Below are 26811 nucleotides of genomic sequence, written 5' to 3'. Positions count from 1 at the left end.
GGCAATGATCATAGCGTGCCTCCCTTTTGGACCGGTGGGACGGTCGGCTTTGCCCGCACGGGCAGTGGCATAGGCAAGGACGGAGCAGCGAATGACCGAATGGGGTCGATCCGCCTGGGCGCGTTTGTCGGTGTCGACCCCTTCGACATTGCGAGCGACAGGATGGCGGCGAGAATCATCGCGGCACCCAATGCCCCCATGGTCGAGGACCGCTCGCCGAGAAAGATTGCAGCACCAAGCGCCCCGAAAACGCTCTCGGCACTGACGATCACCGCGGCATGGCTCGCGGAGGTGAAGCGCTGGGCCGCTGCCTGCATGCCGAAAGCGATTGCCGTAGAGAACACGCCAAGGATGGTCAGTTCCGGACCAGCCGCAAAAATTGCGGCCGGCGACAGATTGCCGAATACAGCCCCGACCGGCAGGGCGAGAGCGGCGGTGCAAAGAAACGGCACCGCGGCGGCCGTGAATGGACGCGCATGGGCTTGCACATGGCGGCCAAGCTCGATCATCCAGAGCGAGTAGCAGGCGGCCGACAAAAGGGCTGTGAGGTCACCAGAGCCAAGGCTGGCAAGCCCGCCCGACAAGAGCAGGGCTCCGACAACGGTCAGGCCAGCGGCGATGGCGATACTGGCCGTCGGCCGTTCGCCGATGATTAGCCAGGCGGCGATAGGGGTCATCACCGTAGCTGTGCTGATCAGGAAACTTGCATTGGTGACGGAGGCGCCGAGATAACACACCTGTTGGAGCACGATCGCGATGACAAACAGCGCGCCCACCTTGGCGAGGCTCGAAAAATGACCCGGCCCGGCGGGCGCGCGCCGTTCGGTCAGGACAAAAGGCAGCACCAGCAGCCCGCCGATCAGGCAGCGCAAGCCGACTGCACTCAAAGCATCGAGATGGATAAGCACGGTCTTTTGCGCGACGTTGCCAAAGCCCCACAAAGCGGAGGCAAGCAGAAGCAGCAGATTGGCTTGCAGCTTTGACACAGGCCCTCATCTTGCTCAGATGGCTCTTTAGCGATTTCTAATTGATCCGCCGTCACGACAGCGCTTGAATGCACGGGCCGTTGGTTTGCGGGGCGTTAGTTTTGAGTTAGGATTTGGGCTGGTGGGAAGCTATTGGGCAAATGCCAGGTGAAGACAGCGCCACTGCAAACAAAATCTCGCTCTTCGGCGGCTTCCGAATTGATTGGGAGCCTGTTGGCACGCTCTGGCTGACCGGAAAGCGGGGACCCGCAATCATTGCCTATCTGGCCCGGTGCCCTGGCATGACGGCGACGAGAGAAAGACTGGCCGACTTGCTGTGGAGCGATAGCGACAGCGACCACTCACGAAACAGCCTGCGGCAAACGCTCAGCGTTCTGCGCCGGGATTTCTCGCGAGCAGGTGTGGACCTCATCCATTTTCGGAAGGATTTGATAGGGCTCAGGCCGGACAAAGTTCGCGTTGATGTAGAGGAATTTGAATCAGGGCTCTTGGCCCGCTCTTCGCTGGAACTCGAAACGGCCCTGAGCAATTACACCGGACCGTTCCTCGACGGACTTTATCTGGGCAGCAATGCTTTCGATGATTGGGCCGCGGCGGAACGCGACCGGCTCCTGAGTCGAGCACTTGAGTCGTTTGAGAAGCTCGCCCGTCTCGTCGACACGGAAACTGGACTCGTCATTGCGGATCGGCTTCTGGCCATGGAACCGACGCGGGAGGCATCCTATCGGCTGAAGATAGAACTGCTTGTTGCATGCGGCCAGCGAGACAGGGCCATGCGGACATTTGAGGCTTGCAAGGAAGTACTGAAGAAGGAGTTTGGCGTCACGGTCAGCCCCGAGACACAAGCGCTATGGCAGTCTCTGTCGGCCGCCGCCACCGCGTCCAATCCGCAGCCACACGGTGTTCCGACCGCCCAGCGTGTCGAGCGACCGTCGATCAGCGTCGCCGACGTCGTCAACCTGACAGGAAAGCGAGGCGACGACTTTTTTGCCAGAGGGCTCGTCCAGGACATCACCACGGCTCTGTCCGAGGTGGCCGACTACGTTGTGCTCTCCAGGCCTCCGGCGCTGGAGAAGAATGGCGCAGGCGATGAAGCCAAAGTGCCAGGAATGCTGCGCTCGCGCTACGTGCTGAGTGGCAGCATTCAGCGATCTGGCGACGAGCTGAGGGTAAACGTCCAGCTTGTCGATGCAGTCAGCGGTCAGAACGTCTGGGCCCAGAAGTTTGATGGCCACTCCGAGAGTGCACTTCAGTTCCAGGACCACATCGCACAGTCGGTCGTACTTGCCGTCACCCTCGAACTTCAATTGACGAATTGGAAGGTCCGCGACAAGAGCCCACCTGGCCCCCCTGAAGTGCGCAGGTTGGTGAACGAAGCTCTCATGAAGTATTTCGAGATGACGCGGGACTCGCTGTTGGTTGGCTTGGAGCTCGCCGAGAAAGCTCTTTCGCTAAGTCACGACAATGCGCGCGCGCAGCGAACACTCTCGATCATAACTTCAATGGGGGTAGCTTTTGGAGCACTGCCTCGGGAGCCTGGGCAAATCGAGCATGCGCTCGCACTTGCGGAAGCCTCGGTGAGAGCCGTGCCGGACGATGAAATTGCCCGGTGCGTTTTGTCATTCGCGCTCGAGAGCTCCGGCCGTATCGAAGATGCGATCGCGGAATGCCGGCATGCCATCAGCGTCAACCCAAGCTACCCCAGTGGTCACGGCGACCTTGCAATGCTTTTTGCTTTGCGCGGACAGGTCAATGAAGCACTACACGAGGCCAACGAAGCGATACGCCTCGGAACGCATGACGTTATCGACTTCTGGCGACACCATAGCGTGGTTATGGCCCGGTTCGCTGGCGAAGACGACCAACGAGCGCTTGAAGTCGCCCGCAAGGTGGTTAGGACCAAGCCAGGGTTCGTTCGGGGTGCCCTATATTGGGCTGCGGCAGCATCGGCAACGGGCAACAAGGCAGAGGCCTCCCGGGCCATCCATCACTGCCTTTCGCAGCTTCCGCATCTCAACCTTGGTAATGTCTGTCCCGGCTTTGTGCCGCGCTATGTCAAGGATTTGCACCACTCGAGGTTCCTTGAAATGCTGTCGCAGGCTGGCCTCCCGAGTTCCTAACAAGGTGTGCAGCGCCGGGTATCACGATGCACTGCCGCTCCTAGATGGGGCTGAGCAGCGGATAGGTCAGCCTTTGTGCCACGGCGAACACCCTGACGGTTGCGATGAGGCCTCCATCGCGGCCCCATGGGATCCGATCTCTCTTGCCGTAATTTCATGCAGTGCAAAAGCCGACGAACCACTGCGGAACACACGGAAACAGACGATCCCATGTCACGGCAACATTCGCCTTATGCCTGCCAGAAGGGCTTGGCGATCTCCGTCTCGACCTGCCGTCTCGTCAGACCGATATCGTCGATCAAATGGGCATCGGCCCTCGACTTTTGCTCAAGGTCCCAGCGAAAATGTATGCGCCAACGCCAGGTCGCTATCATGCTTCGCACAGTCACCAGGTGCCGACGTGTCACGTCCGCCGGCCTCATAGGCGTACCCGGCTGCGCTGCCTGATGCGGGACCGACGTAAGGGTGGACATATCGTTCATAGCAACCTCCATCGGATTTGAGGGCCACCGCCCTCGACCTGAAAGAGGATGAAGTCTGCAGGATACGAACACCGTCGTCGTTAAGCTCTGCCAAATAGTTCCAAAAACTTCCAAACGAGTTATAGATGCATCGCATGCAGGAAGCGCGCTTTGCCTTTGGTCCGTTCGTGCTTGATCCGGATGTGGGAACGCTCCTTCGGAACGATGTCCCCGTTGCCGTCGGCCACCGCGGGCTGAAGCTGCTTACGGCGCTCGTCAGACGATCGGGCGAAATCCTTGATAAGGCCGAATTGATGGACGCGGCGTGGCCGGGCACAGCCGTCGAAGAAGGCAACCTCACCGTCCAGATCGCGCAGCTCAGGAAGTTGCTTGGACCCGCCGCAGACGGCGGTGAATGGATATCAACGGTTCCGCGCGTCGGCTACCGCTTCACGGGAGCCGTCGAACAGATCCATGGCGCGATGCGAAAACCCTTGCCGCTGCCCGACAAACCGTCGATAGCCGTGATGCCTTTCGTCAATGTCAGCCACGATCCCGAGCAAGCCTCCTTCGCCGACGGGTTGACCGAAGACCTGATCACCGACCTGTCCAGAATTTCTGGCCTGTTCGTCATCGCCCGCAACTCGGCCTTCGCCTACAAGGGAAAGGCGATGGACGTGCGCGCGATCGCCGAGGAGCTCGGTGTGCGCTACCTGCTGGAGGGGAGCGCACGCCGCGCGGCGGGACGCGTGCGCATCAATGCTCAGCTGGTCGACGCGGCGAGTGGCGATCATTTATGGGCGGAACGGTTCGATCGCGGCCTGGAAGATATCTTTGCCGTCCAGGACGAGGTCACCGGCAAGATCGTGGAGGCGTTGCTGGGCCGGCTGCGCTCGCCACCGCCGCCGCGCAATCGGCCCAAAAATCTCGAGGCCTACGATCTCTGCGTGCGGGCGCGCAAGCTGATGGATGACATGCCGCAGGCGGCGCAAGAAGCCCATCTGATGCTCTCTCGCGCTATTTCGCTCGATCCGGAATATGCCGAGGCCCATCGCTGGCTTGCCATGAACCACTGGATGGGATGGATCCATAGCGGCGGGCCAGCAGAGCCTACTCGTAGGGTTGCTTTAGAACTGGCGCGCAAGGCTGTCGCGATCGATCCCAACGATGCTGGTTGCCGCTGGGTCCTGGCTTACCTGCTTGCCTATGAGCGCAGCTTCGCCGAGGCGGATGCGGAATTCGCCAAGGCGATCGAGCTTGACCCGAGCGAGGCCGACACCTGGGCGGCATTGTCCGACATCGCGGTGCTCGCCGGGCGGGTTGAGGAGGGCCTTGAGCACATTCGCAAGGCGTTCCGGCTCAATCCGTTTCCGCCAAGTTGGTACTATCTGACGCTCGGACAGGCGCAATATGCGGCTGTCGATTACGAAGCCGCTGTCGAGACACTGCGCAAGGACGAGACCTATCGTACAAGCTCACGCCGTTTCCTGGCGGCAAGCCTTGCCCAGTTGGGCCGGCTCGAAGAGGCGCGCGCAGAGGTCGAACTGTTCCTGACAGGCAATCCGAATTTCACAACCCGCCACTGGGCCGCGACGGAGCCATTTCGCGACGTTGCAACGCTTGAGCATTTCGTCGATGGCTACCGCAAGGCCGGCCTTCCGGAGTGAAGTTCATGCCTCTTTGCCATGATCGCCCATGCGATGCGGGCGATATTGTTGGCGAGTGCAACGCGCAAGCGTGAAGGGCTTCTTCGCGAGCAGGCCTCGGGGCTAGTTCGCCAAAGACCATCACTCGTCCCCCCTCTTCATCCAATAGAGGGCGGCATGCGCTCCGGCCAGCCGCTCTTGCACTCAGGTCATTTTGGTATACAGTATCCCAAATGGTTTGACATGTGACGACCTGAAGGAGCAATGAATGACCGTCGCAATGAACCCGGACGAGTTCCGCACGGCACTGGAAAACGCCATCAAGGGCAAGAGCGCCAACAAGTCGCCGTTCAGCGTCGGCTGGGCGAGCGGCAAGCTCAGCCGTGAGCATCTCGCCCGCTGGGCCGAGAACCATTACCACTATGTCGGGCCGTTCGCCGATTACCTTGGCTACATCTACGCCCGCATGCCGGAGGGCCACACCGAGGCCAAGGATTTCTTGCTCGCCAACATGTATGAAGAAGAGATCGGCGGCGACCGCCACACCGATCTGCTGGTACGCTTCGGCGAAGCCTGCGGCACGACGGGCGACAGGATGCGCGACCCCGACAACATGTCGCCAACGACACGCGCCCTGCAGAGCTGGTGCTACGCAGTCGCGATGCGCGAAGACCCAATCGTTGCGGTTGCCGGCCTCGTCGTCGGCCTTGAATCCCAGGTGCCGTCGATCTACCGCAAGCAGACGCCAACCCTGCGCGACAAATATGGCTTCACCGACGAGGAGGTCGAGTTCTTCGACCTGCACATCGTCTCCGACGAGATCCATGGCGAGCGCGGCTACCAGATCGTGCTCGAGCATGCCCGCACCGTCGAGATGCAGCAGCGCTGCCTCAAGATCTGCGAGGTTGGTGCCCAGATGCGCCTGCTCTACACCACCGCACTTTACAACGACTATGTCGCGGCCGAACTGCCGCTCGATGAGCTGCTCGCCGCTTGATCCCGCCACAGTGAGGAGCGCGCGGGGCAGCCCTGCCGCGTGCGTTCCCTCGGTGACCCAAACGCCAACAATTGCCGGACGATAACGACGTGAAACAGGTCCTGAAACTCGAACTCGAAGAAGCCCGTGTGATGGTGGCCGCGGCTGTGGCCAAGGCGCTGGAGCTCAATGTTCCCGAAACAGTCTGCATCGCCGATGACGGCGGCTATCCGATCGCGCTGGAGCGCATGAACGGCGCGCGCGTCACCGGCCCGCAGATCGCCTGGAACAAGGCCTTCACCGCCGCCGGCCACAAGCGCTCGACGCATCTGTTCACCACCCCGCCCAACGGCCCGGCGCTGCCCGGTAACGAGGCCTTCGGCATCCAGCTTAGCTTCGAGGGTCGCTTCGCAGCCTTCGTCGGCGGCTTTCCGATCGTCGTTGACGGCGAAGTGATCGGCGGCGTCGGCCTGAGCGGCGGCAATGGCGAGCAGGACATCGCCTGCGGCGTTGCGGCGCTCGCTGCATTGCAAGCAATGCTGGAACCCAAGGGCCACAAGGTCATGGTCCAGGCCGACATCAAGAAGTGACCGAAGCGGCAGCGCCGCGTCCAACCGTACAGTGGAGACATGGATGAGCCATGTTGTGCGCGTCCTCGAGACCGAGGACCAGTTCACCGTTGATTCCGAAGAATCCGTGCTGATGGCGGCGATCCGCCAGGGCGTCCAGTTGCTGCATGACTGCACCGAGGGCGGCTGCGGCACCTGCCGCGTGCGGCTGATGGAAGGCTGCGTCCGCTATGAGGAATACCCGTTGGCACTCACCCCGGAGGACGAGGAGGAAGGCTTCGCGCTTGCCTGCCAGGCACGCCCGGAAAGCGACCTGCTGATCTCGACCGAACGGCCAATGGATCCGTGCTCCGATCCCGAACGGTATGCCGCGACCGTCCAGTCGGTTCGCAATGTCGGCCGCGACGTCGTCCATCTCACGCTCGCGCTTCCGGGCTCGGAGGAGTTGATCTACCGGCCAGGGCAGTATCTCAACGTGCTGCTCGACGATGGCAACAAGCGCAGTTTTTCAATGGCTTCGGTACCCAATGGCAAGACCGTCGACCTGCATATCCGGCGCGTCCGCGACGGCCATTTCACCGGCGGCCAACTGCTGCGGCTCAGCCCCGGCGACAGGCTCGATGTCGAGCTGCCACATGGCCTGTTCTGCTGCCGCAAGGGGGATTTCCGCCCGCTGCTGATGGTGGCGACGGGTACGGGGCTGGCGCCGATCAAGAGCATCCTGGAATCGCTGATGGACGATCCCGACTGCCCGCCAGTGTCGCTCTACTGGGGCATGCGGACGGAAGAGGACCTATATCTGCATGACGAGATCCAGTCCTGGGGCGAGCGGTTGTGCGACTTCCAGTATGTGCCGGTGCTGTCGCGGCCCCGTCCGGGCTGGGAAGGACGGCAGGGCTATGTCCAGGAGATCGCTGCTGAGGATATCGGCGACTTTTCCGAGCACGCCATCTACATGTGCGGCTCGCCCAAGATGATATCGAGCGCCAAAAAACTGTTCGTCGAGAACGGCGCCAATCCCGGCTTCATCTACGCCGACGCCTTCAACTTCCAGCACACGCTGGTGCCGGCGGAGTAGCGGCGAACACCGAGCCCAGGGCGAGGGCAACATGGAAATCTCAGTCGCAACGCCCGCCGGGCGACGGCATGACGACGTCGACCATTTGCGAGGAATTCCCTATGCGGCAGCACCCGTGGGCGCGATCCGGCTCGAATCCTAGCCTGAAATGCACCAGAAGGGCAGCGCGGATTGAATACTGTACTCCAAAGCCAGGACGCTATATCGTCCGGCACAAGGCGTTGCTTCCGCAGGTTGATTCGACCCTTGCCACAGGAAGTGTAAGAGCATGACCGTCATACTCGGGGAAATCCACGCTCCGCTCACCAAGCTGATCACCGCCGCCTTGCGTGAGCGCATCGTCAGCGGTGAAATCGGCGTCGGCGAAAGGCTTGTCGAAGGTCGCCTCTCCGAGGAGATGGGCGTATCGCGCATGCCGGTGCGTGAAGCGCTGCGCGAGCTTGCCGCCGAAGGCATCGTCACCATCGAGCCGCGCCGTGGCGCTTCGGTTGCAGTGTTCAGCGAGGAGCAGAAGCGTGAGCTGGTCGAAGTTCGCGCCACGCTCGAGGCGCTCAACGCCAAGCTGGCCGCCAAGCGCCACGACCCCGAACAGATCGCCGCTTTGCAGCGCATCCTCGACGACGGCGCCAAGCTGGCCGACACCGACGATCCGGTGCTGCTCTCGCGCCAAAACACCGAATTCCACGAGGCACTGGCCACCGTCGCCGCCAATTCGGTGCTGCAGGACATGGTGCGCTCGCTGCGCGACCGTACGGTTATGCTGTTCGCCCCGATCAGCAAGCGCCGCGGCCGCCAGAACTGGGAAGAGCATGCCGGCATCCTCCGCGCGGTCATCGCCGGCGACAGCGAACTCGCCGCCTTGCTTGCCGCGCGCCACGTCTACAACGCTGCCGAGATGCCACAGGAATAGGCGCTCAGCGATTGTCGTAACTCTCCGGCGAATTGGGGCTGGTAGGGGCACCTGAATATCAGCTTTCGTGTCACCCTGAGGCACCCACCCACCGGTCGCCAGTCTTGAACGCACTGCAATCGAGCCTTTAGCTCCGCGCCTACAGCAGGTACGGCAGGCCGTGAAGAAGAGATAACCCCATGTCAGGAGCCGGCAATCGTCGGGCTCTGCGCCTGCAGGCCCAGATCAATCCTGGTCAACGATCCGACTGTAGGCTAGCCCGGCCAGGGCGATGTCCTGCAGGCCGACGCCGACAGACTTGTAGATGGTGATCTCATCATCTGAGGTGCGGCCACGCGCCCTTCCGGCGAGAATTTCGCCGAGCTCGACGACTTTGACCGCAGTGAGCGCCTGGGGATCGGCCAGCGCGAGATCGCCCGCTTCGCGTAGGCTCTGTTCGCGCCATTCGACGGCGACGAGCGAGGCACGGGCGATTGCCCGGTCGTCGAGCTCGCGAGTGTTGGGCAGGCTCGAGCCAACGGCAGCAATGAAGCACCCCGGCTTAAGCAGGTCGCCCGAAAACAATGCGGTTGGCGATCGCGAGGCGGTGACGACGATGTCGGCTTCTGCTGCCGCCTGTTCGGCCGTGGCCATTTTCGTGGGAACGCCGCAGGCAGCTTCCAGCTCGGCCGCCAATGCGGGATCGGACGACCGGCTGACCAGCAGCACGTGCCTGAGCGGAAAGGCTTCGGCCATCTGCACCGCATGCGCCCGGCCCAGCGGACCGGAGCCGAAGACGGCGAGCGTCGACGCGTTAGGGCGGGCCAGCCGTTGGGCGGCAACAACCGAGCAGCCGGCGGTCCTGAGCCGAGTAATGGCACCGGCATCGAAAGTGGCGAGCGCGCGGCCGTCGACGGACGAGAAGAGCAAGATGACGAAGGAGAACTGGCCTTTGATCGTGCTGTAAACCTTGGCGCCCAAAACCTGCTGGCCGGGGATGACGGCGCCCAGCGTCGAAAGCTTGACGCCATCGGCTTCGCTGCGGATGCGTGCCTGCATCGCCGCCTCTTGCCTGCCGAAAGACAAGAAAGCGTCAGCCAGCACGGCGCGAGCGTCGGCAGCGCTGACGGCCTTTTCGACCATGGCGTCGGTGATATGGATCATCATTGCACCAGCGTTCGGGCGAGAATGCCAAGCGCGCCGAGCCCGGACATGGTGAGCAAAAGGATGCGCACGCCGCGCGGCGAGAAATAGCCGACGAAGCGGCTCGAAACGAAGAAACCACCCAGCATCAGCGGGAAGAGCAGGATGCCAAGCCACAGCTGTGGCAGGGTAAAACGATCGACATAGGCCAACATCAGCAGCGACAGGATCGCGCCAGCAAAGAAGACGCAGCTGATCGTCGCCCGCATCTGGCGTGGCGGCACATATTGCATGACGATGGCGAAGGGCGGCGCGCCCGACGAGGTGATGGTGCCCATCAGCCCTGAGGCGAGGCCGGCAATCGCCATGTTGGGATGAGATGCCCTGACCTTCCAGCCGGCGAAGCTCAGCGCGACGCCGGCAAGGATCAACAGCGCAAAGACGATGGAGAACGCATTGGTCGGAAGGGCCGCGAGCGTGGCACCCGCAGCCAGTGTGCCGCCGGCGCGTCCTGCCATCAGCGTGGTCACGCTCGGCCAGTCGACGGCGTCGAAGTCGCGGAGAAGGCCGAGCAGCGCCAGGCCGGCGCCGAGCACCAGCAACGGCCCGGGCGCCATCTCGGGAAAGAACAGCACCGCAAGCGGCGCCGACACCATGGCAAAGCCGAGCCCGCCTATGCCCTGCAGCAGGGCAGCAATGAAGACCATGGCGCCCATGCCGAACAGATGTCCCGGCACGAAGTCGCCGGGCATCAACTCGAGCAGGGACTGGAGCATGTCAGGTCCCAAGATAAATGCTCTTGATGCGGCTGTAGAAATCCATGACGTTGGCGCCGCCCTGTTCCTTCGCCGCCTGGTTGCTCGAATGCTTGAGGCCGCCGAAGGGGGCGTTGAGCGAGACACCCGTGGTCGGGCTGTTGACCTTGACGATGCCATGCTGGGTCTCGCGGGCGAAGCGCAGAACCGACGGCAGATCGCCAGTCACCAGCGAGACGGCGAGACCGTATTCAGTGTCGTCGGCCAGCTTGATCGCCTCGTCGAGGCTGTCGACGGGACGCACCGCGACGACCGGACCGAAGATCTCCTCGCGCCACAGGCGACTGGTTTCCGGCATGTCCGAAACGACTGCGGGCCGGACAAAATAGCCATGCGCCAGACTGCTGTCGGCCTCGCGCAGCGCATCGCCGCCGACGACGCGGCCGCCCTCCTCGCGGGCGATGCCGACATAAGCGAGCACCTTGTCGTACTGCGCGCGGGTGGCAAGCGGCCCCATCTGCACGCCTTCTGCCGTGCCCGGCCCGACTTTGATGGCGGCAACGGATTTTTCGAGTCTTGCTACCAGTTCGGCATAGAGCGGGCGGGCGACGAGCACCCGGCTGGTTCCGGTACAGGCCTGGCCAGTGAGGCCGAAGGCGCCACGCTCGATGGTTGCCACCGCTTTGTCGATGCCGGCGTCAGCGAGAATGACAGTGGCGTTCTTGCCACCCATCTCGAGTTGCACGCGGGTGTCGGTGGACAGCGACGCGGCGATCTGCTTGCCGACCGCGTAGGAGCCGGTGAAGGTGAGTGCGTCGACGCCAGCGCTTGCGGTGATTGCCTTGCCGACCTTGGCGCCCTTGCCCTGGACGAGCGCGACGAGCTTTGGGGGAAGGCCGGCATCGAGCAAGACCTCGACCAGTCGCTGGCCCATCAGCGGCGTGATTTCGGACGGCTTAAAGACGACGCCGTTGCCGGCGGCAAGTGCCGGGCCAAGCTTGCGGGCGGCCATCGACAGCGGGAAGTTCCACGGCGTGATGACGGCGACCACGCCGACAGGCTGGCGCACCGACAGCACCAGCTGGCCGCTTTCGCTCGGATAGGTCTCACCATTCAGCCGCAGCGCCTCGCCGGCATAGAGGCGGAAGTTGGCGGCGATGCGCCTGGCTTCGTTGCGCGCCTCGATCAGCGTCTTGCCCTCTTCGCGGGTGAGCTCGGCGGCAATGGTGTCGGCTCGCTGGGACATCAGGTCGGCAGCCGTGAACAGCACGTCGGCGCGCACCTCCGGCGACTGCGCCGCCCAGGCCGGCCACGCGGATGCAACCGCTACCACCGCCGCGGCGACATCGGTGGCGTCGGAGTCGGGAAACAGCCCGATCAGGTCGCGTTCATCGGCGGGATTGCGGTTCTCGAAGGTGGCTCCGCCACGCGCGGGCTGCCACTCGCCAGCGATGTAGTTCAGGTGTCGCTCAGTCATCGGTCGGTTCTGCTTTCGGAGAGGGCGCGTCAGCGCGTCTTGGGCACCCAGGAGACGCTGATGTCGCCGAGCACGAAGGTCTGGCAGGCCATGCGGAAGCCCGCGGCAAGGTCGTCCACCGTCAGGTGGTTGCGCTCCTTTGGCTTGACGGCATCGGTGTTTTCGATGCCGGTCTCGATCTTGCAGCGGCAGGTGCCGCAGAGCCCGCCGCCGCACTTGAAGGGGATGCCCCCCTTCTCGCGCAGCGAGACACGCAGCAGGTTGCTGTTGTCAGGTGCGGACACCTGCTTGCCACCATTGGTGATGAAGGTGATGTTGATCATCGGCGCGTTCGATGCTGTTGACCGGTCAGACCAGCTTGAGCTGGATGTCCATGCTGCCGTAGGTGGTCAGCGTCTTGAGCTCGTGGCGGGCGTCCTCGACCGTGTCGAATTTCTCGAACAGCTTGCACGGCACGTTGTTTTCGATCTGCGGCGGCTCGTCCTCGACGATGCGGATGCGTGCCTGCCCGTCGTCGGCGAGCTTGGCGATTGTGAAGCTCGCACGCTTGCGGCCATAGAAGATGTAGTCGTAGGTCTCGACCGGCTGCACGCCAGGGCTCATCTCGGTCCGGAACTCGCCCGGCTTGGTCGTCAGAACCACATACATTTGTCCACCTCATGCTGATTGCTGTTCACGCCTGACAACGCACAAGCGTCACCGGCAAACTGTTCGGGAAGTGATGCGTCTTCCGGCGCGGCGAGCGCTAGGCCTGCTCCGTCACCTTCTCCTGGCGGAGCTCGATGTCGTTCTTGATCCAAAGCTGGCAGACGAGGCGGAAGCCCTCGTCGATCTTGTCGCCGAGCTGCTTCTTCTCTTTCCAGTTGGGCGGCGGCAGGTGCTCGGCACCGGCAAGGATGCGGCTGGCGCAGGTACCGCATTTTCCCATGCCGCACTTGTAGGCCAGATGCGGATAGGGAAACTGCTTGATGCCGGCGCGGACGACGAGGTTGGTGTCCTCCTTCACCTCGCCGGAGTAGGCCTCACCCTTGCTATGGATCACGACTGTCGGCATGTGCGTGCCTCAGACCCCGCCGATGCCGGCGAGTTCAGGCTCCATCGGCGCGACGCGGCCGAGCTTCACATCCTCAGCGACATAGTCGTTGTAGAGCGCCGTGGTGTAGAGTAGCCGCATCTGGGCGCCGACCTCGCAAATCTTGAGGCAGCGTTCCTGCATCTCGACGGTGCGCGCATGTTCCAGCACGATCTGGTAGCCGCGTTCGCCATGGATCTCGTCGGAAACGATGTGCAGGTCGAAAAACTCGACCTCCTCGTCTGTGAAGCCATAGCTGTCGCGCAAGGTGGGCGTCTGCTTGCGATAGATCGACGGCACCTGCGATTCGAGACCGACGACGAGGCCGGCAACCGCGACGATCGGGTCTTCGCGCATCGCCACCGCGTAACACCAACTCTGCAGGCCGCGCGTGGTGGGCGACATGTTCTCCGGATCGGTCATGCGCTCGCGGCTGGTGCCACAGGCCTCGCCGAAGCGGATCAGAAGGTCGGTGTGGCGGTCGCCGCCGATCTCTTCCTCATACATGTTGGCAAGCAGGAAATCCTTGGCCTCGACGTACTGCTCGGGCATGCGGGAATAGATGTAGCCGAGGTAATCCGCGAACGGCCCGACATAGTGGTAGTGGTTCTCCGCCCAGCGCGAGAGGTGGTCGCGGCTCAGCTTGCCGCTGGCCCAGGCCATTGAGAATGGCGACTTGTTGGCGCTCTTGCCCTTGATGGCGTTTTCAAGCGCGGTGCGAAATTCGTCCGGGTTCATCGGCTTGGTCATGCGGTTCCCCTGTCGTCGATGTGTCAAACTTGATTTAGAATACTGTATACCAAATTGACATCGGCGCAAGCCGCATTCTACTGTCGCGCCAGTGATCGCAGCCGACGCAAGCATACAGTATGTTGCAAGGATGATGATCGACGGGCTGAAACAGGTTAGGACAACAGCGATGGACAGCTCCGAAACACACGGCAACGCAGGCGTTCGCAGCGAAACCGCGATGGTCGCGACCGGGCACCCGCTCGCCGCCCGCGCAGCGCAGGACATGCTGGCTGCCGGCGGTTCCGCGGTCGACGCGGCGATTGCGGCGGATGCGATCCTCGGTGTGGTCGAGCCGATGGCGACCGGCATAGGCGGCGACCTTCTGGCGATGCTGGTCGAGCCGGACGGCCATGCGATCAGCTACAATGGCACCGGTCGCTCACCGGCAGCATTGTCGGTGGAGGCGGTGAAGAATCTGCCAAACCAGCGCATCCCGGAGCGGCACGGCCTGTCGGTAACTGTGCCCGGCGCGGTGCGGGGCTGGTTTGACCTGCACGCCCGCTTCGGCCGCCTGCCGTTTGCCCAATTGCTGGCTCCGGCAATCGCACTTGCCGAGCATGGCTTTGCCGTCCTGCCGATCACCGCGCGCGAATGGGTGGTGTTCGAGCCGGTGATCAAGCTCGATCCCGCCAGCGCAAAACTCTACCGCGCCGGCAGCACGCCGCTTGCTGGCGAGCGTTTCGCCAATCCAGAGCTTGCGGCGGTGTTGCGAGCGATCGCCGCCGACGGCCCTGACGCCTTTTATCTCGGCGCCCCGGCCCGCCAGGCAGCGGCGACGAACCAGACCAAGGGCGGGTTGCTGTCGGTGGAGGATTTCGCCAGCCATCGCGGCGACTTCGTCCTGCCGCTCGAACGAAAGTTCCGTGGCCTGACGGTGCTCGAATGCCCGCCCAACACTCATGGCGTGGCCGTGCTCGACGCGCTGGAGGAGCTCGATTCCTTGCCACTCGACCGCAACGATCCCGCAACCACACTCGCCATGGTCGAAGCCGTCGGACGCGCCATGGCAAAGGCCAAGAAGACCGTCGCCGATCCCGCCGGTAACACGGTCTGCACCGTGGTCGTCGACCGCGACGGCCTGGCAGTGACGCTGATGAGCAGCGTCTTCAAGCGTTTCGGCTCAGGCATCGCCGTGCCTGGTTGCGGCTTCGTGCTGCAAAACCGCGGCCACGGCTTTTCCGAGCCTGGCCACATCAACGGGCCGGGACCGTCGAAGCGGCCCTATCACACGGTGATCCCAGCGGCAGCCTTGAAGGGCGGCCGGTTCCATGCCGGCTTCGGCGTCGTTGGCGGCGCGATGCAGCCGCAGGGCCACGTCCAGATGATGATCCGCCTCGCCGCCTGGGGCGAGCAGTTGCAGCCGGCCATTGACGCGCCGCGCTGGCGGCTGGAGGGCGACAAGGCTCTGGCGATCGAGCCGGGCACATCAGATGCCATCGTCAGGACGCTGCGCGATTCCGGTTACGTCGACCCTGAAGGCGCTGGCGAACTGGCCGGCCGAAGCGATTTCGGCGGCGCGCAGTTCGTTCAGCGCGCCGAAGACGGCAGCCTGCTCGGCGGCTCGGACAAGCGCAAGGACGGCGTGGCACTAGGCGCTTAAGCCGAGTGCCTGCAAACATCATTCTCAACTGCCTCGGGGACAAAGACTTGACCACATCATTCGATCGCATCGTGCTCATCACCGGCGCCGGCAGCGGCATCGGCGCCGAAACCGCCCGCCGGCTCGCGGCGCCGGGCATCGGGCTCGTGCTGCACACGCGCAAGAACGCCGAAGGGCTGAAGAGCGTCGCCGAAACCTGCCAGTCATCGGGGGCCGCGACCGAGATCGTGATGGGCGATCTCGCCGATCCTGATGTGCCTAAAGCGATGGTCGCTGCCGCCCGCGCCCGCTTCGGCCGCGTCGACCAGATCGTTTCCAACGCTGCCCAGGCGACACGCTCGACGCTCAGTGAGGTCAGGCCGGAAGATCTCACCCAGGCTTTCGAGACGATGCCAACCGCACTGCTGCGCCTCGTCAATGCAGCGATGGCCGACCTCGTCGCCTCGGACTGCGGACGCGTGGTGGTGGTGAGTTCCTTCGTCGCCCACATCTTCGGCACGGCCGACATCCATTTTCCGGCGACGTCGGCGGCCAAGGGCGCACTTGAGGCGCTGGCGAAATCGATGGCCGCGCAGCTCGCGCCGAAGGGCGTGACTGTCAACTCAGTCGTTCCGGGTTTCACCCGCAAGGACCCGACCGGCCATTTCGCGGCGACGACCTCAGCGCTCGAAAAGGCCATTGCGGTCACGCCGACAGGCCGGCTGACCGAACCGGCGGACGTGGCGGCGGCTATCCTGTTCCTGCTTTCGCGCGAGGCCAGGCAAATCACCGGCCAGTCGCTGCATGTTGACGGCGGGCTGACGCTGCCGTGACGGCGCTCCGCCGCCTAGCGCAATTCCAGGAAAAGGGTGAAGCGGTTTTCCGTCCGGAATTGCGCAAAAACAAGAAGATAGAGAGATTCCGCATTTCGAAGAAAAACGGAAACGCTCTAGCCGCCGAAACGCGAAGGCGCGAAGGCGGCAATCGGCACCGGTGGGCGCTCTCCCTGGATCAAGCTGGCGACGACGGCACCGGTCATCGGACCGTTGGCGAAACCGATATGGCCATGGCCGAAAGCAAAGATCAGCCTGGGGTGGCGGGCGGCGCGGCCGATGACCGGCAGCCCGTCCGGCGTCGACGGCCGGCTGCCAAGCCAAGTCTTGCCATCGACCGGCATGGTGAAGGAAAGCGTCTTTCGCGCGTCGGGTTCGACCCCGTCGATCTGAGCATGATTTGCAGGATCGTCCGGCCGCGCCAGCTCGACGCCGGTCAGCAGGCGGACATAACCGTTCATCGGCGACAGCACGTAACCGCCAGCGGCATCATAGACTGGGCGGCGCAGTTCGACGCCATCGGCCAGGGCGAAATGGCGATGATAGCCACGCTCGGCGGCAAGCGGGAAACGGTAGCCGAGTGTGCGGGCAAGCATCGCCGAACGGGCGCCGGCGGCGAGCACGACATTGCGGCCTTCGATCCTACGACCGGCCACCATCACCGCCATGGTCTCACAGGCATCCGTCATGACCTCGGCCTTGCCAGCGACCAGAACAGCCCCCCGCGCTTTGGCCGCCTGCCGGTAGAGCTCGACCAGCTCGCCGGGGCTTTCGACGGAACCGGTGTCGGGAAAGAAGATGCCATTGCTGAACCGGCGGGCGAGATGTGGCTCGAGCTGGCGGATCTCGTCTTCGCCAAGGCAATCGATGCGAACGCCGTTCTCTTTGAGGACCGCTTGCTCCAGCGCGCTGCCGGCGAATGCCTCGTTGCTGCGGTAGAGCCTGAGCCAGCCATTGCGCTTGATCAGATGGCGGCCACCGACAAGATCAGCCAGCACGAGGTGACGGTCGAACACCTCGGCCACCATCGGGTTGAGAGCCGCCGCCGCGCGACGCCAGGCGCCCTCCTCGGCGGCGATCAGGAAGCGCACGAGCCAGGGCGCGAGGTGTGGCAGCGACCGCAAGCGGGCGCGTACAGCAACGTCGCGGCCGAGCGCATAACGCGGCAGGCGCGACCGGATGCCGGGTGCGGCCATCGGGAAGATCGAGCCGCGGCTGAGCACGCCGGCATTGCCGAAGGATGCACGGGCCTCGGCGACATCGGGGTCGATCACCGCGACAGAGAGGCCACGCGTCTGCGCTTCGAGTGCCACCGACAGCCCGACGATGCCGCCGCCGACAATGACCACGTCGAACGACTTTTCATTCTGCTTCATGCTGCGCACCCGATCCCTGATCGGCCCCAATCCCGCCCGGTACCAACAATGCATAACAGACGTATACTGATCAATTCCAATCTCTCAGCCCCGGACAAAACATGCGCGACGTGACCCCGCCTGCTCCCGAACTTCGCGAGATCGTGCTGCCGCCCGAGGCAAGCGCTGCCGAAGCTGCTGATTTCGCACGTGGCGTTTCAGTCCTCGAACGACTGGCCAGGCGCGTTGCCGAACTGGCCCGCGTGCAGGACCGGGAGAACAAGCCGTGAGCAGGCTGGAGCAGCTTTCCATCGCGGAACTCGCTACCGCCGTGACCAGCCGCGAGATCGCCGCCGTCGAGGTGACGGGCTACTTCCTCGACCGCATCGCACGTTTCGACGGCGAGCTTTCGGGCTACATCCATGTCGCCGACGAGGCGGCGCTGGCGCAGGCACAACGTCTCGACGCGCGCCTAGCCGCCGGTGATACCGTCGGCCCGCTGGCGGGCGTGCCCATGTCGGTCAAGGACATCGTCGAGGTTGCCGGCATGCCCAACACCGGCGCTTCGCATTCGCGGCTCGACCGCAGGCCGACGCAGGATGCACCAGTCGTGCGCCGGCTCGCCGATGCCGGCGCGATCATCATCGGCAAAGCCAATTGCCACGAACTGGCCTTCGGCGGCCCGTCCTTCGACCTGCCGTTTCCGCCTGCGCGCAATCCGTGGTGTCCGGAGATGTTCCCGGGCGGCTCGTCGAGCGGGTCGGGTGTCACGGTCGCCGGCGGGCTGTGCCTGGGATCGGTCGCGACCGACACCGCCGGTTCGATCCGCCTGCCAGCCACCATGTGCGGCGTGGTCGGCTTCAAGCCGGGCTTTGGCGCCGTTCCCGTGGAAGGGATCGATACGCTGGCGCATTCTATGGACCATTGCGGTCCGATCGCTGCGCGCGTCGACGACTGCCGCAGGCTCTATGCCACGATGTCGGAGACCGGAAACAGGCCGTCCCCCTCCGGCGAGGTGCCGTCATTCGCCGGCATGCGCCTCGGCATCTCCGCCTGCGCATGGGGGTTGGGGGGCAGCCTGAGGCCCGAAGTGGCGACAGCTATGCAAAACGCGCTGGACCTTTTCGCCCGCAACGGCGGCGAGATCGTCGAACTCGACCTGCCGCCGCTCGAAACCTTCCACGCGCCCGGCGCGGTGTTGATGATGGCAGAGATCGCGGCACATTACGGCGCCGAGGTGCGTGGCAACTTCTCCGCTTTCGGGGAAATGTTTCGCGGCCGCGCGTTGGTCGGCGAGAGCCTCGCGGCCGCCGACGTCATCGCGGCCCGGACGCTCCGCGAGGTGTTGCGCAGACAGGTCGACGCTAGCCTCGCCAATGTCGATGCGATCCTACTACCCGGCGCGCTCGCACCGGCGGGACCGCTCAAGACAGTCGACAAGTTCTACTTTCTCGAGGAACCGATCCCCAACATCCTGGCCAACCTGACCGGCCACCCGGCGCTCGCCTTTCCCTTCGGCAATGCCGGCAACGGCATGCCACTGGGGCTGCAGATCATCGGAGCACACGGGACAGAAAACCGCCTCTTCGACATCGTGGCCATGTATGAACGCCTCGACGGTGTGGCAGTCAGACTGCCGCCGCGCTACTTCAGCTGACCCAAGCGTCGCCAGCATGGCGGCGCACTCCTTGAACCACCACCCGATAGCCGAAATCGCCGCCGCCCGCGCAACACAGATCGCGCGGGCAGCAGTTCAGCGTCGATGTCAGCGAGAAACGCAATAACAGAATGCGCAAGCAGTTTCTTTCCCGGAACGAGTATCGGCCCGCAATTACATGAAGCGCCGGAGATCAGCGGAAAAGGATAACACGACCTTCTGCACCAACAGGATGCCGCAATTTGCACTCTTGTCGTTGAACACCAGCATAGCCGTAGCTGTCACGACGATGTATTTCCCGGAGACGCGATCGCCCGGGATGGCCTGACATAGCCGGCATCCTTGTTGCAGCGGTGATTTTTGGTATACTATATCCAAGAAATTGCCGAAGAACCGACTGATCCGCTTACCTCCGTGATATTCGTGAACGAAATTTCAGCAATCACATTCTAAATTTTGTGCATTTTCAATTATTTAAAGTGCCATTCGACGAATTGCTTAGTCTCGGCCCGCTATCGTCAGAAAAGTTGACCAACAATCGCTTGACAGTCAATTGCATACAATCCACTCTTCTGGTCGAGGGAAATGGCGGCCCGCAATATCAACGCAGCTCAAGACTGCGCGCATCGGGTCGTTTTTGTTATCTATGGCGAATGGGTGGACCGATGAAGCTACTGACGAGACTGGCAAGCAGCGCCGCACTTGCGGCAATCATGGCACTTTCCCCGCTGTCGGCGCACGCCGCCGACATCACCATTGCGATCGGATCGGAACCTTCGACGCTCGATCCGCAAGTGCGCGACGACGGCGGCGAGCGCGCGATCAACGACAATGTCTATGAGACGCTGATGGCGCGCACGCCCGAGGGCGAACTTGTCGCCGGACTGGCGACTGCGGCACCGACCCAGGTCGACGCCAAGACCTGGGAATTCAAGCTCAGGCCTGACATCAAGTTCCACAATGGCGAGGCATTCAACGCGGATGCCGTCGTCAACAGCGTCAAGCGTGTGATTGATCCGGCGCTGAAGTCGGAGCAGGCCGCCTACTTCGGCACCATCACCGGCGCGGAGAAGGTCGACGACCTGACCGTGCGCATCATCACCTCAGGTCCGGATCCCATCCTGCCGTCGCGCATGTACTGGATGAAGATGATCCCCGCGACCTATGCTGCCGACGCCAAGTTCGCCGAGGCGCCGGTCGGCACCGGCCCCTACAAGTTCACCAGTTGGAACCGCGGCCAGGACATCGTGCTGGAGAAGAACGCCGACTATTGGGGCGATGCCGCGTCGATCGACAAGGTGACCTACCGTTTCGTCGGTGAATCCGGCACGCGCCTTTCCGGGCTGATGGCAGGCGAACTCGATGTCATCACCAACCTCCTGCCGGAGTTCGCCCAGCAGGCACCGAAGTTCGCGGCCGTCAGCGGCCTTGAAACGAGCCTCATGATCGTGTCGACCGACAACGAGGTGACCAAGGATCCGCGCGTCCGCGAGGCCATGAACATCTCGGTCGACCGCAAGGCGCTGGCTGAGAGCCTGTTCGGGGGCTACGCCACACCGGCAAAGGGGCAGGTCGTCAACCCCAAGGCCTTTGGCTACAACAAGGCACTGCCCGACTACGTGTTCGACGTCGACAAGGCGAAGGCCCTGATCAAGGAAGCAGGTGCCGAGGGCAAGACCATCAAGCTTGTCGGCGAGGCCGGCCGTTGGCTCAAGGACCGCGAACTGATCGAGGCAGTCGGCGCCTATTGGAAGGACGCAGGCCTCAACGTCGACATCAAGATCGAGGACTTCGGCGAATACCTCAACCAACTGTTCGACAAGAACACGCGGCCAGATGCGGTCTTCCTCTCGAACTCCAACGAACTGCTCGACGTCGACCGTGAAATGACCGCCGTGCTACAAAGCAAGGCGAGTTCCGCGTCCAACAGCGACCAGGAAATGTCAGACCAGATCAGCGCTGCCAGGACCGAGACCGACGTCGAGAAGCGGCAGGCAATGTATGACGCCATCACCAAGAAGTCGTACGACCTGTCGTACCTCGTCCCGCTGCTCAACCAGCAGGACATCTACGGCTTCTCCAAGCGCCTGGAATGGCAGCCTCGGGTCGACTCCAAGCTCCTGGTCAAGGAGATGAAGGTCACGGAATAACCGGGACGATTGCGGGTTCGAACAAAAACATAAGCGAACCCCAACAGTTCTGGAGCCGGCTCAACAAGGGAGAGCCGGCTCCAGCCAATGGAGAGGAATATGGGTGGTTTTCTGCTCCGCCGAATTGGACAAGGTCTCCTTGTCGTCATCGGCGTGACCGTGATCGTTTTCATCGCCACTCGCATGGTCGGCGATCCGGTCAAGGTGATGCTGCCGCTTTCGGCAACCGACGCGCAGCGCGCGGCCTTTGCCCAGCAGATCGGCCTCGACCGTCCCATCGCCACGCAGTTCGTCGATTTCGTCGGTGACATGGCCCGGCTCGACTTCGGCGAGAGCCTGTGGCAGCGCCGACCGGCCCTCGACGTCGTGCTCGAACGCCTGCCGAATACGCTCAAGCTGATCGGCGCCGGCCTCGGCCTAGCGATCCTGCTGTCGCTACCGCTCGGCGCCATCGCCGCACTCAGGCCCGGGGGCTGGGTCGACCGAACGACAGTTTTTGTCGGACTGTTCGGCCTGTCGTTGCCGCAGTTCTGGTTCGGCCTTTTGATGATCGTGTTCTTCGCCGTGACGCTCGGCTGGCTGCCGACATCGGGAATGGGTGGCGCGCGCTACTACATACTGCCGGCAATCACGCTCGCCCTGCCCTCGCTCGCCCGGCTAGTGATGCTGGTGCGCTCGTCGATGATTGACGAACTCAACCAGCAATATGTCCGCACCGCCCGCGCCAAGGGGCTGCATTTCAGGCGCGTGGTGATGGTGCATGCCATGCGCAACACGCTGGTGCCATTCGTGACGCTCGCCGGCTGGGAACTGATCAGCGCACTTGCCGGCTACACCGTGGTGGTCGAAACGGTGTTCGCTTGGCCCGGCCTCGGGCTGACGGCAATGCAGGCGATCCAGAAGAGCGACCTTTTCCTGTTGCAGGCCATCGTTTTCACCGTCGCCGTGCTGATCGTGATCATCAATGTCGGCCTCGATGTGATCTACAAACTCATCGACCCACGGATAAGGTTGGCTTGAGATGGCTATCCCCATGCCTGTGACGACGCCGGTGGCAACCACGCACAAGACGATGCAACGCCCGACGCTGCTGACCAAGCTCGACGAGCTCGGACGCGAACTTTGGCAGGACAAACTCGGCACGCTCGGCTTCGCCGTCATCGTGGCCCTGCTGCTGATGGCGATCTTCGCGCCTCTCCTCGCGCCCTACGACCCGGCCGCGCAGTCGGTTATCTCGCGCCTCAAGCCGCCAGCCTGGCTGCCCAAGGGCAGCTGGGAGCATATCCTCGGCACCGACCATCTCGGCCGCGACGTGCTTTCGCGCGTCATCTACGGCGCCCGCGCCTCGCTGCTTGTCGGTGTGCTTGTGGTGCTGTTCGCCGGTAGCTTCGGCGTCGTGCTCGGCCTGTGGGCCGGCTTCAAAGGCGGCCGCACCGACTCGATCATCATGCGCATCGTCGACGTGCAGGTTGCCTTCCCGGGCTTACTGCTCATCCTCCTGGTAATCTCGGTCATCGGCCCGAGCATGACAACGATGATCATCGTTCTCGTCGTCACCAACTGGATGGTCTATGCCCGCGTTGTGCGCGGCATCGTGCTGTCGGTGCGCCAGACACCCTATGTCGAGGCCGCTGAAATGATCGGCTGCAAGACCTCGCGCGTCATCTTCCGCCACATCCTGCCCAATCTGTCGTCGCCGCTTCTGACGCTCGGCATCCTCGAATTCACCAATATCGTGCTCGCCGAAGCCGCCCTCTCTTTCCTCGGCCTCGGCGTGCAGCCGCCGGCGACGAGCTGGGGTCTCGATGTCGCCAACGGCCGCGACTACATCTTCGTCGCCTGGTGGCTGATCACCTTCCCCGGCCTGTCGATCGCCACCACCGTCCTTGCGGTCAACCTGTTCGCCTCCTGGGTGCGTGTCACCACCGACCCGCAGGAGCGCGAGAAGCGCTTCGCCTATCAGCGCGCCAAGCTTGCCACCCGGCAGGCGCGCCGCAGCCCGAAAGCCCAAAGCCCGGAAACCACGAGCCAGGGAGGCCGGTCATGAACATCAGCGCCATGAGTACCCAGGAACCGCTGCTCGAAGTCGAAAAGCTCAAAGTCGAGTTCGACACCAGGCGCGGCCTGGTCCAGGGTCTGCGCGGGGTGACCCTGTCGATCGGCCGCGGCGAGACGCTCGGCGTGGTTGGCGAATCCGGCTCGGGCAAGAGCGTGACCGCGCAGGCGGTGATGGGCCTGATCGACCTGCCCGGCCGCATCGCGTCGGGCGACATCCGCTGGAAAGGCCGCTCGTTGCTGGGCGCCGACGGCGAGCGTTACGCCCGTGACATCAGAGGCAACGAAGTTGCGATGGTCTTCCAGGACCCGATGACCTCGCTCAACCCGGTGCTCAGGATCGGCACCCAGATCGGCGAGGTGCTCGAACGCCATCTTGGCATGACCCGCAAGCAGGCGCGCAACCGCGCCGAGGAGCTGCTCGCCGCCGTCGGCATCAGCGCGCCGGGCCGCAGGCTGGACCAGTATCCGCACGAATTTTCCGGCGGCATGCGCCAGCGCGTGATGATCGCCATGGCGATCGCCTGCGAACCACAGCTTCTGATCGCCGACGAGCCGACCACTGCCCTTGACGTCACCATCCAGGCGCAGATCCTCGAACTGCTCGCCGAGTTGCAGCAATCGCTCGGCCTGTCGGTGGTGCTGATCACCCACGACCTCGGCGTGGTCGCCGGCCTCTGCCACCGCGTGGCGGTGATGTATGCCGGGCAGATCATTGAGACTGGCCTGGCCGAAGACGTGTTCGAGCGCCCGGCGCATCCCTACACGCAAGGGCTCCTGCGCTCGACGCCTCGGCTCGACGAGGTCTCAGAGCGGCTGGTCTCGATCGAAGGCACGCCGCCCAATCTGGTGACCCCGCCCGAGGGCTGCTCGTTCCAGCAGCGCTGTCCGCTGTCTGGCGAAGCCTGTCGCAAGGCGCCAAAACTCGAACATATCCGCCCGGATGCCGAGGCCGCTTGCTGGCAGCCATCGGTGCCGGCCTGGGCGACGCCGCTGATGTCGCCCACCTTCCCCTGACAGGAATTTCTCGATGCTCAACCCCGTGCCAGCCCAGACGCCAGCACCACCGCCGCTGCTCAGCGTGCAGGGCCTCGACGTGACCTACGAAACCGGGGCGCAGGGCTTCTGGGGACGGCCAAAGGCCTTCAAGGCGCTGGAGGACATTTCCTTCGACCTTCATCCCGGCGAGACACTCGGGCTTGTCGGCGAATCCGGCTCTGGCAAGACCACGACGGGCCGGGCCGTGCTGCGGCGCATCACAGCCTCGTCTGGCAAGATCGTGTTCCAGGGCAAGGATATCACCCACACCAAGGGCGAGGCGCTGCGCAAGCTCCGCCGCAACATGCAGCTTGTATTCCAGGACCCCTATGCCAGCCTCAACCCGCGCATGCGGGTGATAGACCTCGTCGCCGAGCCGCTGTTGGTGCACGGGCTGATCCGCCGTGTCGACGAGGCGCGCGACCGTATCACCGAGCTGCTGCGCATCGTCGGCCTGCCGGCGGACGCGCATGACCGTTTTCCGCACGCCTTTTCCGGGGGGCAGCGTCAGCGTATCGGCATCGCCCGCGCGCTGGCGTTGCAGCCCGAATTCATCGTCGCCGACGAGCCGGTGTCGGCGCTCGACGTCTCGGTGCGGGCGCAGGTGGTGAACCTGATGCAGGACCTGCAGCGGGAACTCGGGCTGAGCTACCTGTTCATCGCCCACGACCTCTCGGTGGTGCGTCACATCTCGCACCGCGTGGCGATCCTCTATGCCGGGCGCATGGTCGAGATCGCCGACCGCGACGACCTCTACGACCATCCGATCCATCCCTACACCGAGGCGCTGTTGTCGGCGGTACCCGTGCCCGATCCGCGCACGCAGCGCCAACGCAAGCGCATCGTCTACGGCGGCGAAGTTCCCGATCTCGTCAATCCGCCGCCCGGATGCCGCTTCTCGACGCGCTGCCCGCTGGCGACCGAGCAGTGCCGCACAGAGGCGCCGAAGCTCAGCGAGCGTTCACCCCGCCATCTCGTCGCCTGCTGGAATAGATGACCGGCTGCATGCAGGTTGTCTGACGACTGTCAGTCAATCGCCGAACTTGGCGGTGGCGAGTTCCGCCCGGCCATACTTGTTGTTGGCCTCCAGCAGCTTGATCAGCGCCGACAGAAACGCTTCGCGTTCCTTGTCACCAAGCGTGTCGAGTAGCCTTTCCTGGGCGCGGCTCATCGCAGGGTGCATGGCCGCCACCAGCTTCTCGCCCTCGCCGGTCAGGCGCGCCAGCACCATGCGCTTGTCCTCGGTGCTACGAGTGCGCTCGATCAGCCCGCGCTGGGCCAGCCGCGACAGCACGTCGGCGACATTGGTGCGGTCGATGCCGAGCGCCTGGGCAAGCGAAATCTGGTCGGAATCGGGATTGCCAGAGAGGATGGTCAGCAGCCCGTATTGCACCGGGGTGATGCCGAACCCCTCGCACTCCTCGAAGAACAGGGCGTAATGGATCTGGTGCAGACGGCGGATAAGATAGCCCGGCCGTTTCCAAAGCGGTAGTCGCTCGATGAGCTGCTGGAGTTCGGGGTTAGGCTCTCGCGGCGCGGCCGCAGCCTTCTTCGTCCGCGTCCCTTCCGACTTTGGCGACTTGGCCACGCTCATTTCCTCGCATTCGACTGCCTCATGTCTAGCTCTTGCCGGACTTGCAGGAAAGGGCGGTACCACCTCATATTTTCGGCCATCCGGAACAGCGAACGGGGGACAAATGCCCGGTGCGAAGCCCTTGTCCGGCAAGGCGTTGCGCCTTGCGGATGCTATAAAAGGCGGTATACTGATGAATATTGGAAACCTTGGAAAAGGAGAGCACCATGGCGCAGGAACCACTGGCCACGAAAGGCAACTTCCTCCACATCTACGACTTCCGCGTCGAAGCCGGGCGCGAGGAGGAATTCGTCCGGTTGTTCGAGGAGTTCGACTATTCGGACGGCAACCCGATGCACAAGTCCTGGGCCCAGGTCAAAGACGGCGTGCTGTGCCGCGACACCGAGGATCCGCAGCGCTTCTTCCTCATCGCCGAGTGGTCGGACATCGTCGAGCACGCCAAGATCCGCAAGGTGCTGGCCGAGGAAATCAAGCCGGCCTTCGTCGGCCTGATCGAGGGCCGCAAGTTCGTGCCCAAATATGTCGAGGTCGTCTCGTCGACCCCCGACGAGATCCTCAATGCCGCGTCACATTGACTGCCACAGCG

Annotated in this window: 26 protein-coding genes; 16 read left to right on the top strand and 10 right to left on the bottom strand. The window is 63.5% G+C overall.

Annotated features, from left to right (window positions below; genetic code table 11):
• Positions 1–8: 8 nt before the first annotated feature.
• A complete protein-coding gene (locus tag AC1DLV_RS05115) occupies positions 9–986 on the bottom strand; it encodes a DMT family transporter (RefSeq protein ID WP_476798481.1) in 978 nt (325 codons plus the stop codon).
• A gap of 140 nt (positions 987–1126) precedes the next feature.
• On the opposite strand from AC1DLV_RS05115, the gene AC1DLV_RS05110 reads away from it, so the two are divergent.
• The 6 genes from AC1DLV_RS05110 (at position 1127) to AC1DLV_RS05085 (ending at position 8746) form a co-directional block, all read left to right on the top strand.
• On the top strand, positions 1127–3106 hold the full coding sequence (locus AC1DLV_RS05110) for a BTAD domain-containing putative transcriptional regulator (protein WP_476798480.1): 1980 nt from the start codon (positions 1127–1129) through the stop codon (positions 3104–3106).
• A gap of 607 nt (positions 3107–3713) precedes the next feature.
• The gene (locus tag AC1DLV_RS05105; RefSeq protein ID WP_476798479.1) at positions 3714–5234 is read left to right on the top strand and encodes a winged helix-turn-helix domain-containing tetratricopeptide repeat protein; all 1521 of its coding nucleotides are present in this window, start codon (positions 3714–3716) and stop codon (positions 5232–5234) included.
• A 247-nt stretch (positions 5235–5481) separates the two neighbouring features.
• Positions 5482–6210 (top strand): TenA family transcriptional regulator, encoded by a 729-nt coding sequence (locus AC1DLV_RS05100; protein ID WP_476798478.1) that lies wholly within the window; start codon positions 5482–5484, stop codon positions 6208–6210.
• An 89-nt stretch (positions 6211–6299) separates the two neighbouring features.
• A complete protein-coding gene (locus AC1DLV_RS05095; RefSeq protein WP_476798477.1) occupies positions 6300–6779 on the top strand; it encodes a GlcG/HbpS family heme-binding protein in 480 nt (159 codons plus the stop codon).
• Positions 6780–6822: 43 nt separating this feature from the next.
• The gene (locus AC1DLV_RS05090; RefSeq protein WP_476798476.1) at positions 6823–7836 is read left to right on the top strand and encodes a 2Fe-2S iron-sulfur cluster-binding protein; all 1014 of its coding nucleotides are present in this window, start codon (positions 6823–6825) and stop codon (positions 7834–7836) included.
• Between the two features lie 268 nt (positions 7837–8104).
• On the top strand, positions 8105–8746 hold the full coding sequence (locus AC1DLV_RS05085; RefSeq protein ID WP_476798475.1) for a GntR family transcriptional regulator: 642 nt from the start codon (positions 8105–8107) through the stop codon (positions 8744–8746).
• Positions 8747–8971: 225 nt separating this feature from the next.
• Here the strand turns inward: AC1DLV_RS05085 and AC1DLV_RS05080 are convergent, their stop codons facing one another.
• The 7 genes from AC1DLV_RS05080 to AC1DLV_RS05050 all read right to left on the bottom strand — a co-directional run bounded on the left by AC1DLV_RS05080 (position 8972) and on the right by AC1DLV_RS05050 (position 13922).
• Positions 8972–9889: an ornithine cyclodeaminase family protein gene (locus tag AC1DLV_RS05080; protein ID WP_476798474.1), complete on the bottom strand. Its 918-nt coding sequence runs from the start codon at positions 9887–9889 to the stop codon at positions 8972–8974.
• Positions 9889–10644 (bottom strand): sulfite exporter TauE/SafE family protein, encoded by a 756-nt coding sequence (locus AC1DLV_RS05075; protein ID WP_476798473.1) that lies wholly within the window; start codon positions 10642–10644, stop codon positions 9889–9891. Before AC1DLV_RS05075 ends, AC1DLV_RS05080 begins: the two co-directional genes overlap by 1 nt.
• 1 nt (position 10645) lies before the next feature.
• Positions 10646–12100 carry an aldehyde dehydrogenase family protein gene (locus tag AC1DLV_RS05070; RefSeq protein ID WP_476798472.1) on the bottom strand — a complete coding sequence of 485 codons (1455 nt, stop codon included), beginning with the start codon at positions 12098–12100 and terminating at the stop codon, positions 10646–10648.
• A 29-nt stretch (positions 12101–12129) separates the two neighbouring features.
• A complete protein-coding gene (locus AC1DLV_RS05065) occupies positions 12130–12423 on the bottom strand; it encodes a 2Fe-2S iron-sulfur cluster-binding protein (RefSeq protein WP_476784481.1) in 294 nt (97 codons plus the stop codon).
• A 25-nt stretch (positions 12424–12448) separates the two neighbouring features.
• Positions 12449–12748: a ferredoxin gene (locus tag AC1DLV_RS05060; RefSeq protein ID WP_476798471.1), complete on the bottom strand. Its 300-nt coding sequence runs from the start codon at positions 12746–12748 to the stop codon at positions 12449–12451.
• 97 nt (positions 12749–12845) lie between these two features.
• The gene (locus AC1DLV_RS05055) at positions 12846–13154 is read right to left on the bottom strand and encodes a 2Fe-2S iron-sulfur cluster-binding protein (RefSeq protein WP_184769869.1); all 309 of its coding nucleotides are present in this window, start codon (positions 13152–13154) and stop codon (positions 12846–12848) included.
• A 9-nt stretch (positions 13155–13163) separates the two neighbouring features.
• Positions 13164–13922 (bottom strand): TenA family transcriptional regulator, encoded by a 759-nt coding sequence (locus AC1DLV_RS05050; RefSeq protein ID WP_476798470.1) that lies wholly within the window; start codon positions 13920–13922, stop codon positions 13164–13166.
• Positions 13923–14091: 169 nt separating this feature from the next.
• Here AC1DLV_RS05050 and AC1DLV_RS05045 point away from each other — a divergent pair, with 169 nt between their 5' ends.
• Entirely contained in the window at positions 14092–15564 is a 1473-nt protein-coding gene (locus AC1DLV_RS05045) for a gamma-glutamyltransferase family protein (RefSeq protein ID WP_476798469.1), read from the top strand.
• Positions 15565–15611: 47 nt separating this feature from the next.
• The gene (locus AC1DLV_RS05040; RefSeq protein ID WP_476798468.1) at positions 15612–16376 is read left to right on the top strand and encodes an SDR family NAD(P)-dependent oxidoreductase; all 765 of its coding nucleotides are present in this window, start codon (positions 15612–15614) and stop codon (positions 16374–16376) included.
• A 116-nt stretch (positions 16377–16492) separates the two neighbouring features.
• On the opposite strand, the gene AC1DLV_RS05035 is transcribed toward AC1DLV_RS05040, so the two are convergent.
• Positions 16493–17752 (bottom strand): NAD(P)/FAD-dependent oxidoreductase, encoded by a 1260-nt coding sequence (locus tag AC1DLV_RS05035; protein WP_476798467.1) that lies wholly within the window; start codon positions 17750–17752, stop codon positions 16493–16495.
• A gap of 101 nt (positions 17753–17853) precedes the next feature.
• Here AC1DLV_RS05035 and AC1DLV_RS05030 point away from each other — a divergent pair, with 101 nt between their 5' ends.
• The 7 genes from AC1DLV_RS05030 (at position 17854) to AC1DLV_RS05000 (ending at position 25628) form a co-directional block, all read left to right on the top strand.
• Positions 17854–18021, top strand: coding sequence for a hypothetical protein (locus AC1DLV_RS05030; RefSeq protein ID WP_476798466.1), 168 nt, complete (start codon positions 17854–17856; stop codon positions 18019–18021).
• Positions 18018–19388 carry an amidase gene (locus tag AC1DLV_RS05025; RefSeq protein ID WP_476798465.1) on the top strand — a complete coding sequence of 457 codons (1371 nt, stop codon included), beginning with the start codon at positions 18018–18020 and terminating at the stop codon, positions 19386–19388. Before AC1DLV_RS05030 ends, AC1DLV_RS05025 begins: the two co-directional genes overlap by 4 nt.
• A 665-nt stretch (positions 19389–20053) precedes the next feature.
• Positions 20054–21538, top strand: coding sequence for an ABC transporter substrate-binding protein (locus AC1DLV_RS05020; RefSeq protein ID WP_476798464.1), 1485 nt, complete (start codon positions 20054–20056; stop codon positions 21536–21538).
• A gap of 99 nt (positions 21539–21637) precedes the next feature.
• Positions 21638–22558, top strand: coding sequence for an ABC transporter permease (locus AC1DLV_RS05015; RefSeq protein ID WP_476798463.1), 921 nt, complete (start codon positions 21638–21640; stop codon positions 22556–22558).
• A 52-nt stretch (positions 22559–22610) separates the two neighbouring features.
• Complete coding sequence (locus AC1DLV_RS05010; RefSeq protein ID WP_476798527.1) at positions 22611–23585, top strand: ABC transporter permease; 975 nt, start codon at positions 22611–22613, stop codon at positions 23583–23585.
• Complete coding sequence (locus tag AC1DLV_RS05005; RefSeq protein WP_476798462.1) at positions 23582–24610, top strand: ABC transporter ATP-binding protein; 1029 nt, start codon at positions 23582–23584, stop codon at positions 24608–24610. The genes AC1DLV_RS05010 and AC1DLV_RS05005 overlap by 4 nt, the downstream gene beginning before the upstream one ends.
• 13 nt (positions 24611–24623) lie before the next feature.
• Entirely contained in the window at positions 24624–25628 is a 1005-nt protein-coding gene (locus AC1DLV_RS05000) for an ABC transporter ATP-binding protein (RefSeq protein WP_476798461.1), read from the top strand.
• A gap of 33 nt (positions 25629–25661) precedes the next feature.
• Here the strand turns inward: AC1DLV_RS05000 and AC1DLV_RS04995 are convergent, their stop codons facing one another.
• Positions 25662–26219 carry a MarR family winged helix-turn-helix transcriptional regulator gene (locus tag AC1DLV_RS04995; RefSeq protein ID WP_476798460.1) on the bottom strand — a complete coding sequence of 186 codons (558 nt, stop codon included), beginning with the start codon at positions 26217–26219 and terminating at the stop codon, positions 25662–25664.
• Positions 26220–26431: 212 nt separating this feature from the next.
• Between AC1DLV_RS04995 and AC1DLV_RS04990 the strand changes: the two genes are divergently transcribed.
• Positions 26432–26800 (top strand): hypothetical protein, encoded by a 369-nt coding sequence (locus AC1DLV_RS04990; protein WP_476798459.1) that lies wholly within the window; start codon positions 26432–26434, stop codon positions 26798–26800.
• Positions 26801–26811 lie beyond the last annotated feature (11 nt).

The organism is Aminobacter sp. 01T433, from assembly GCF_056398585.1.
The sequence above is the reverse complement of the archived record's forward strand: the minus strand, read 5'-3'. Positions and strand labels throughout refer to the sequence as shown.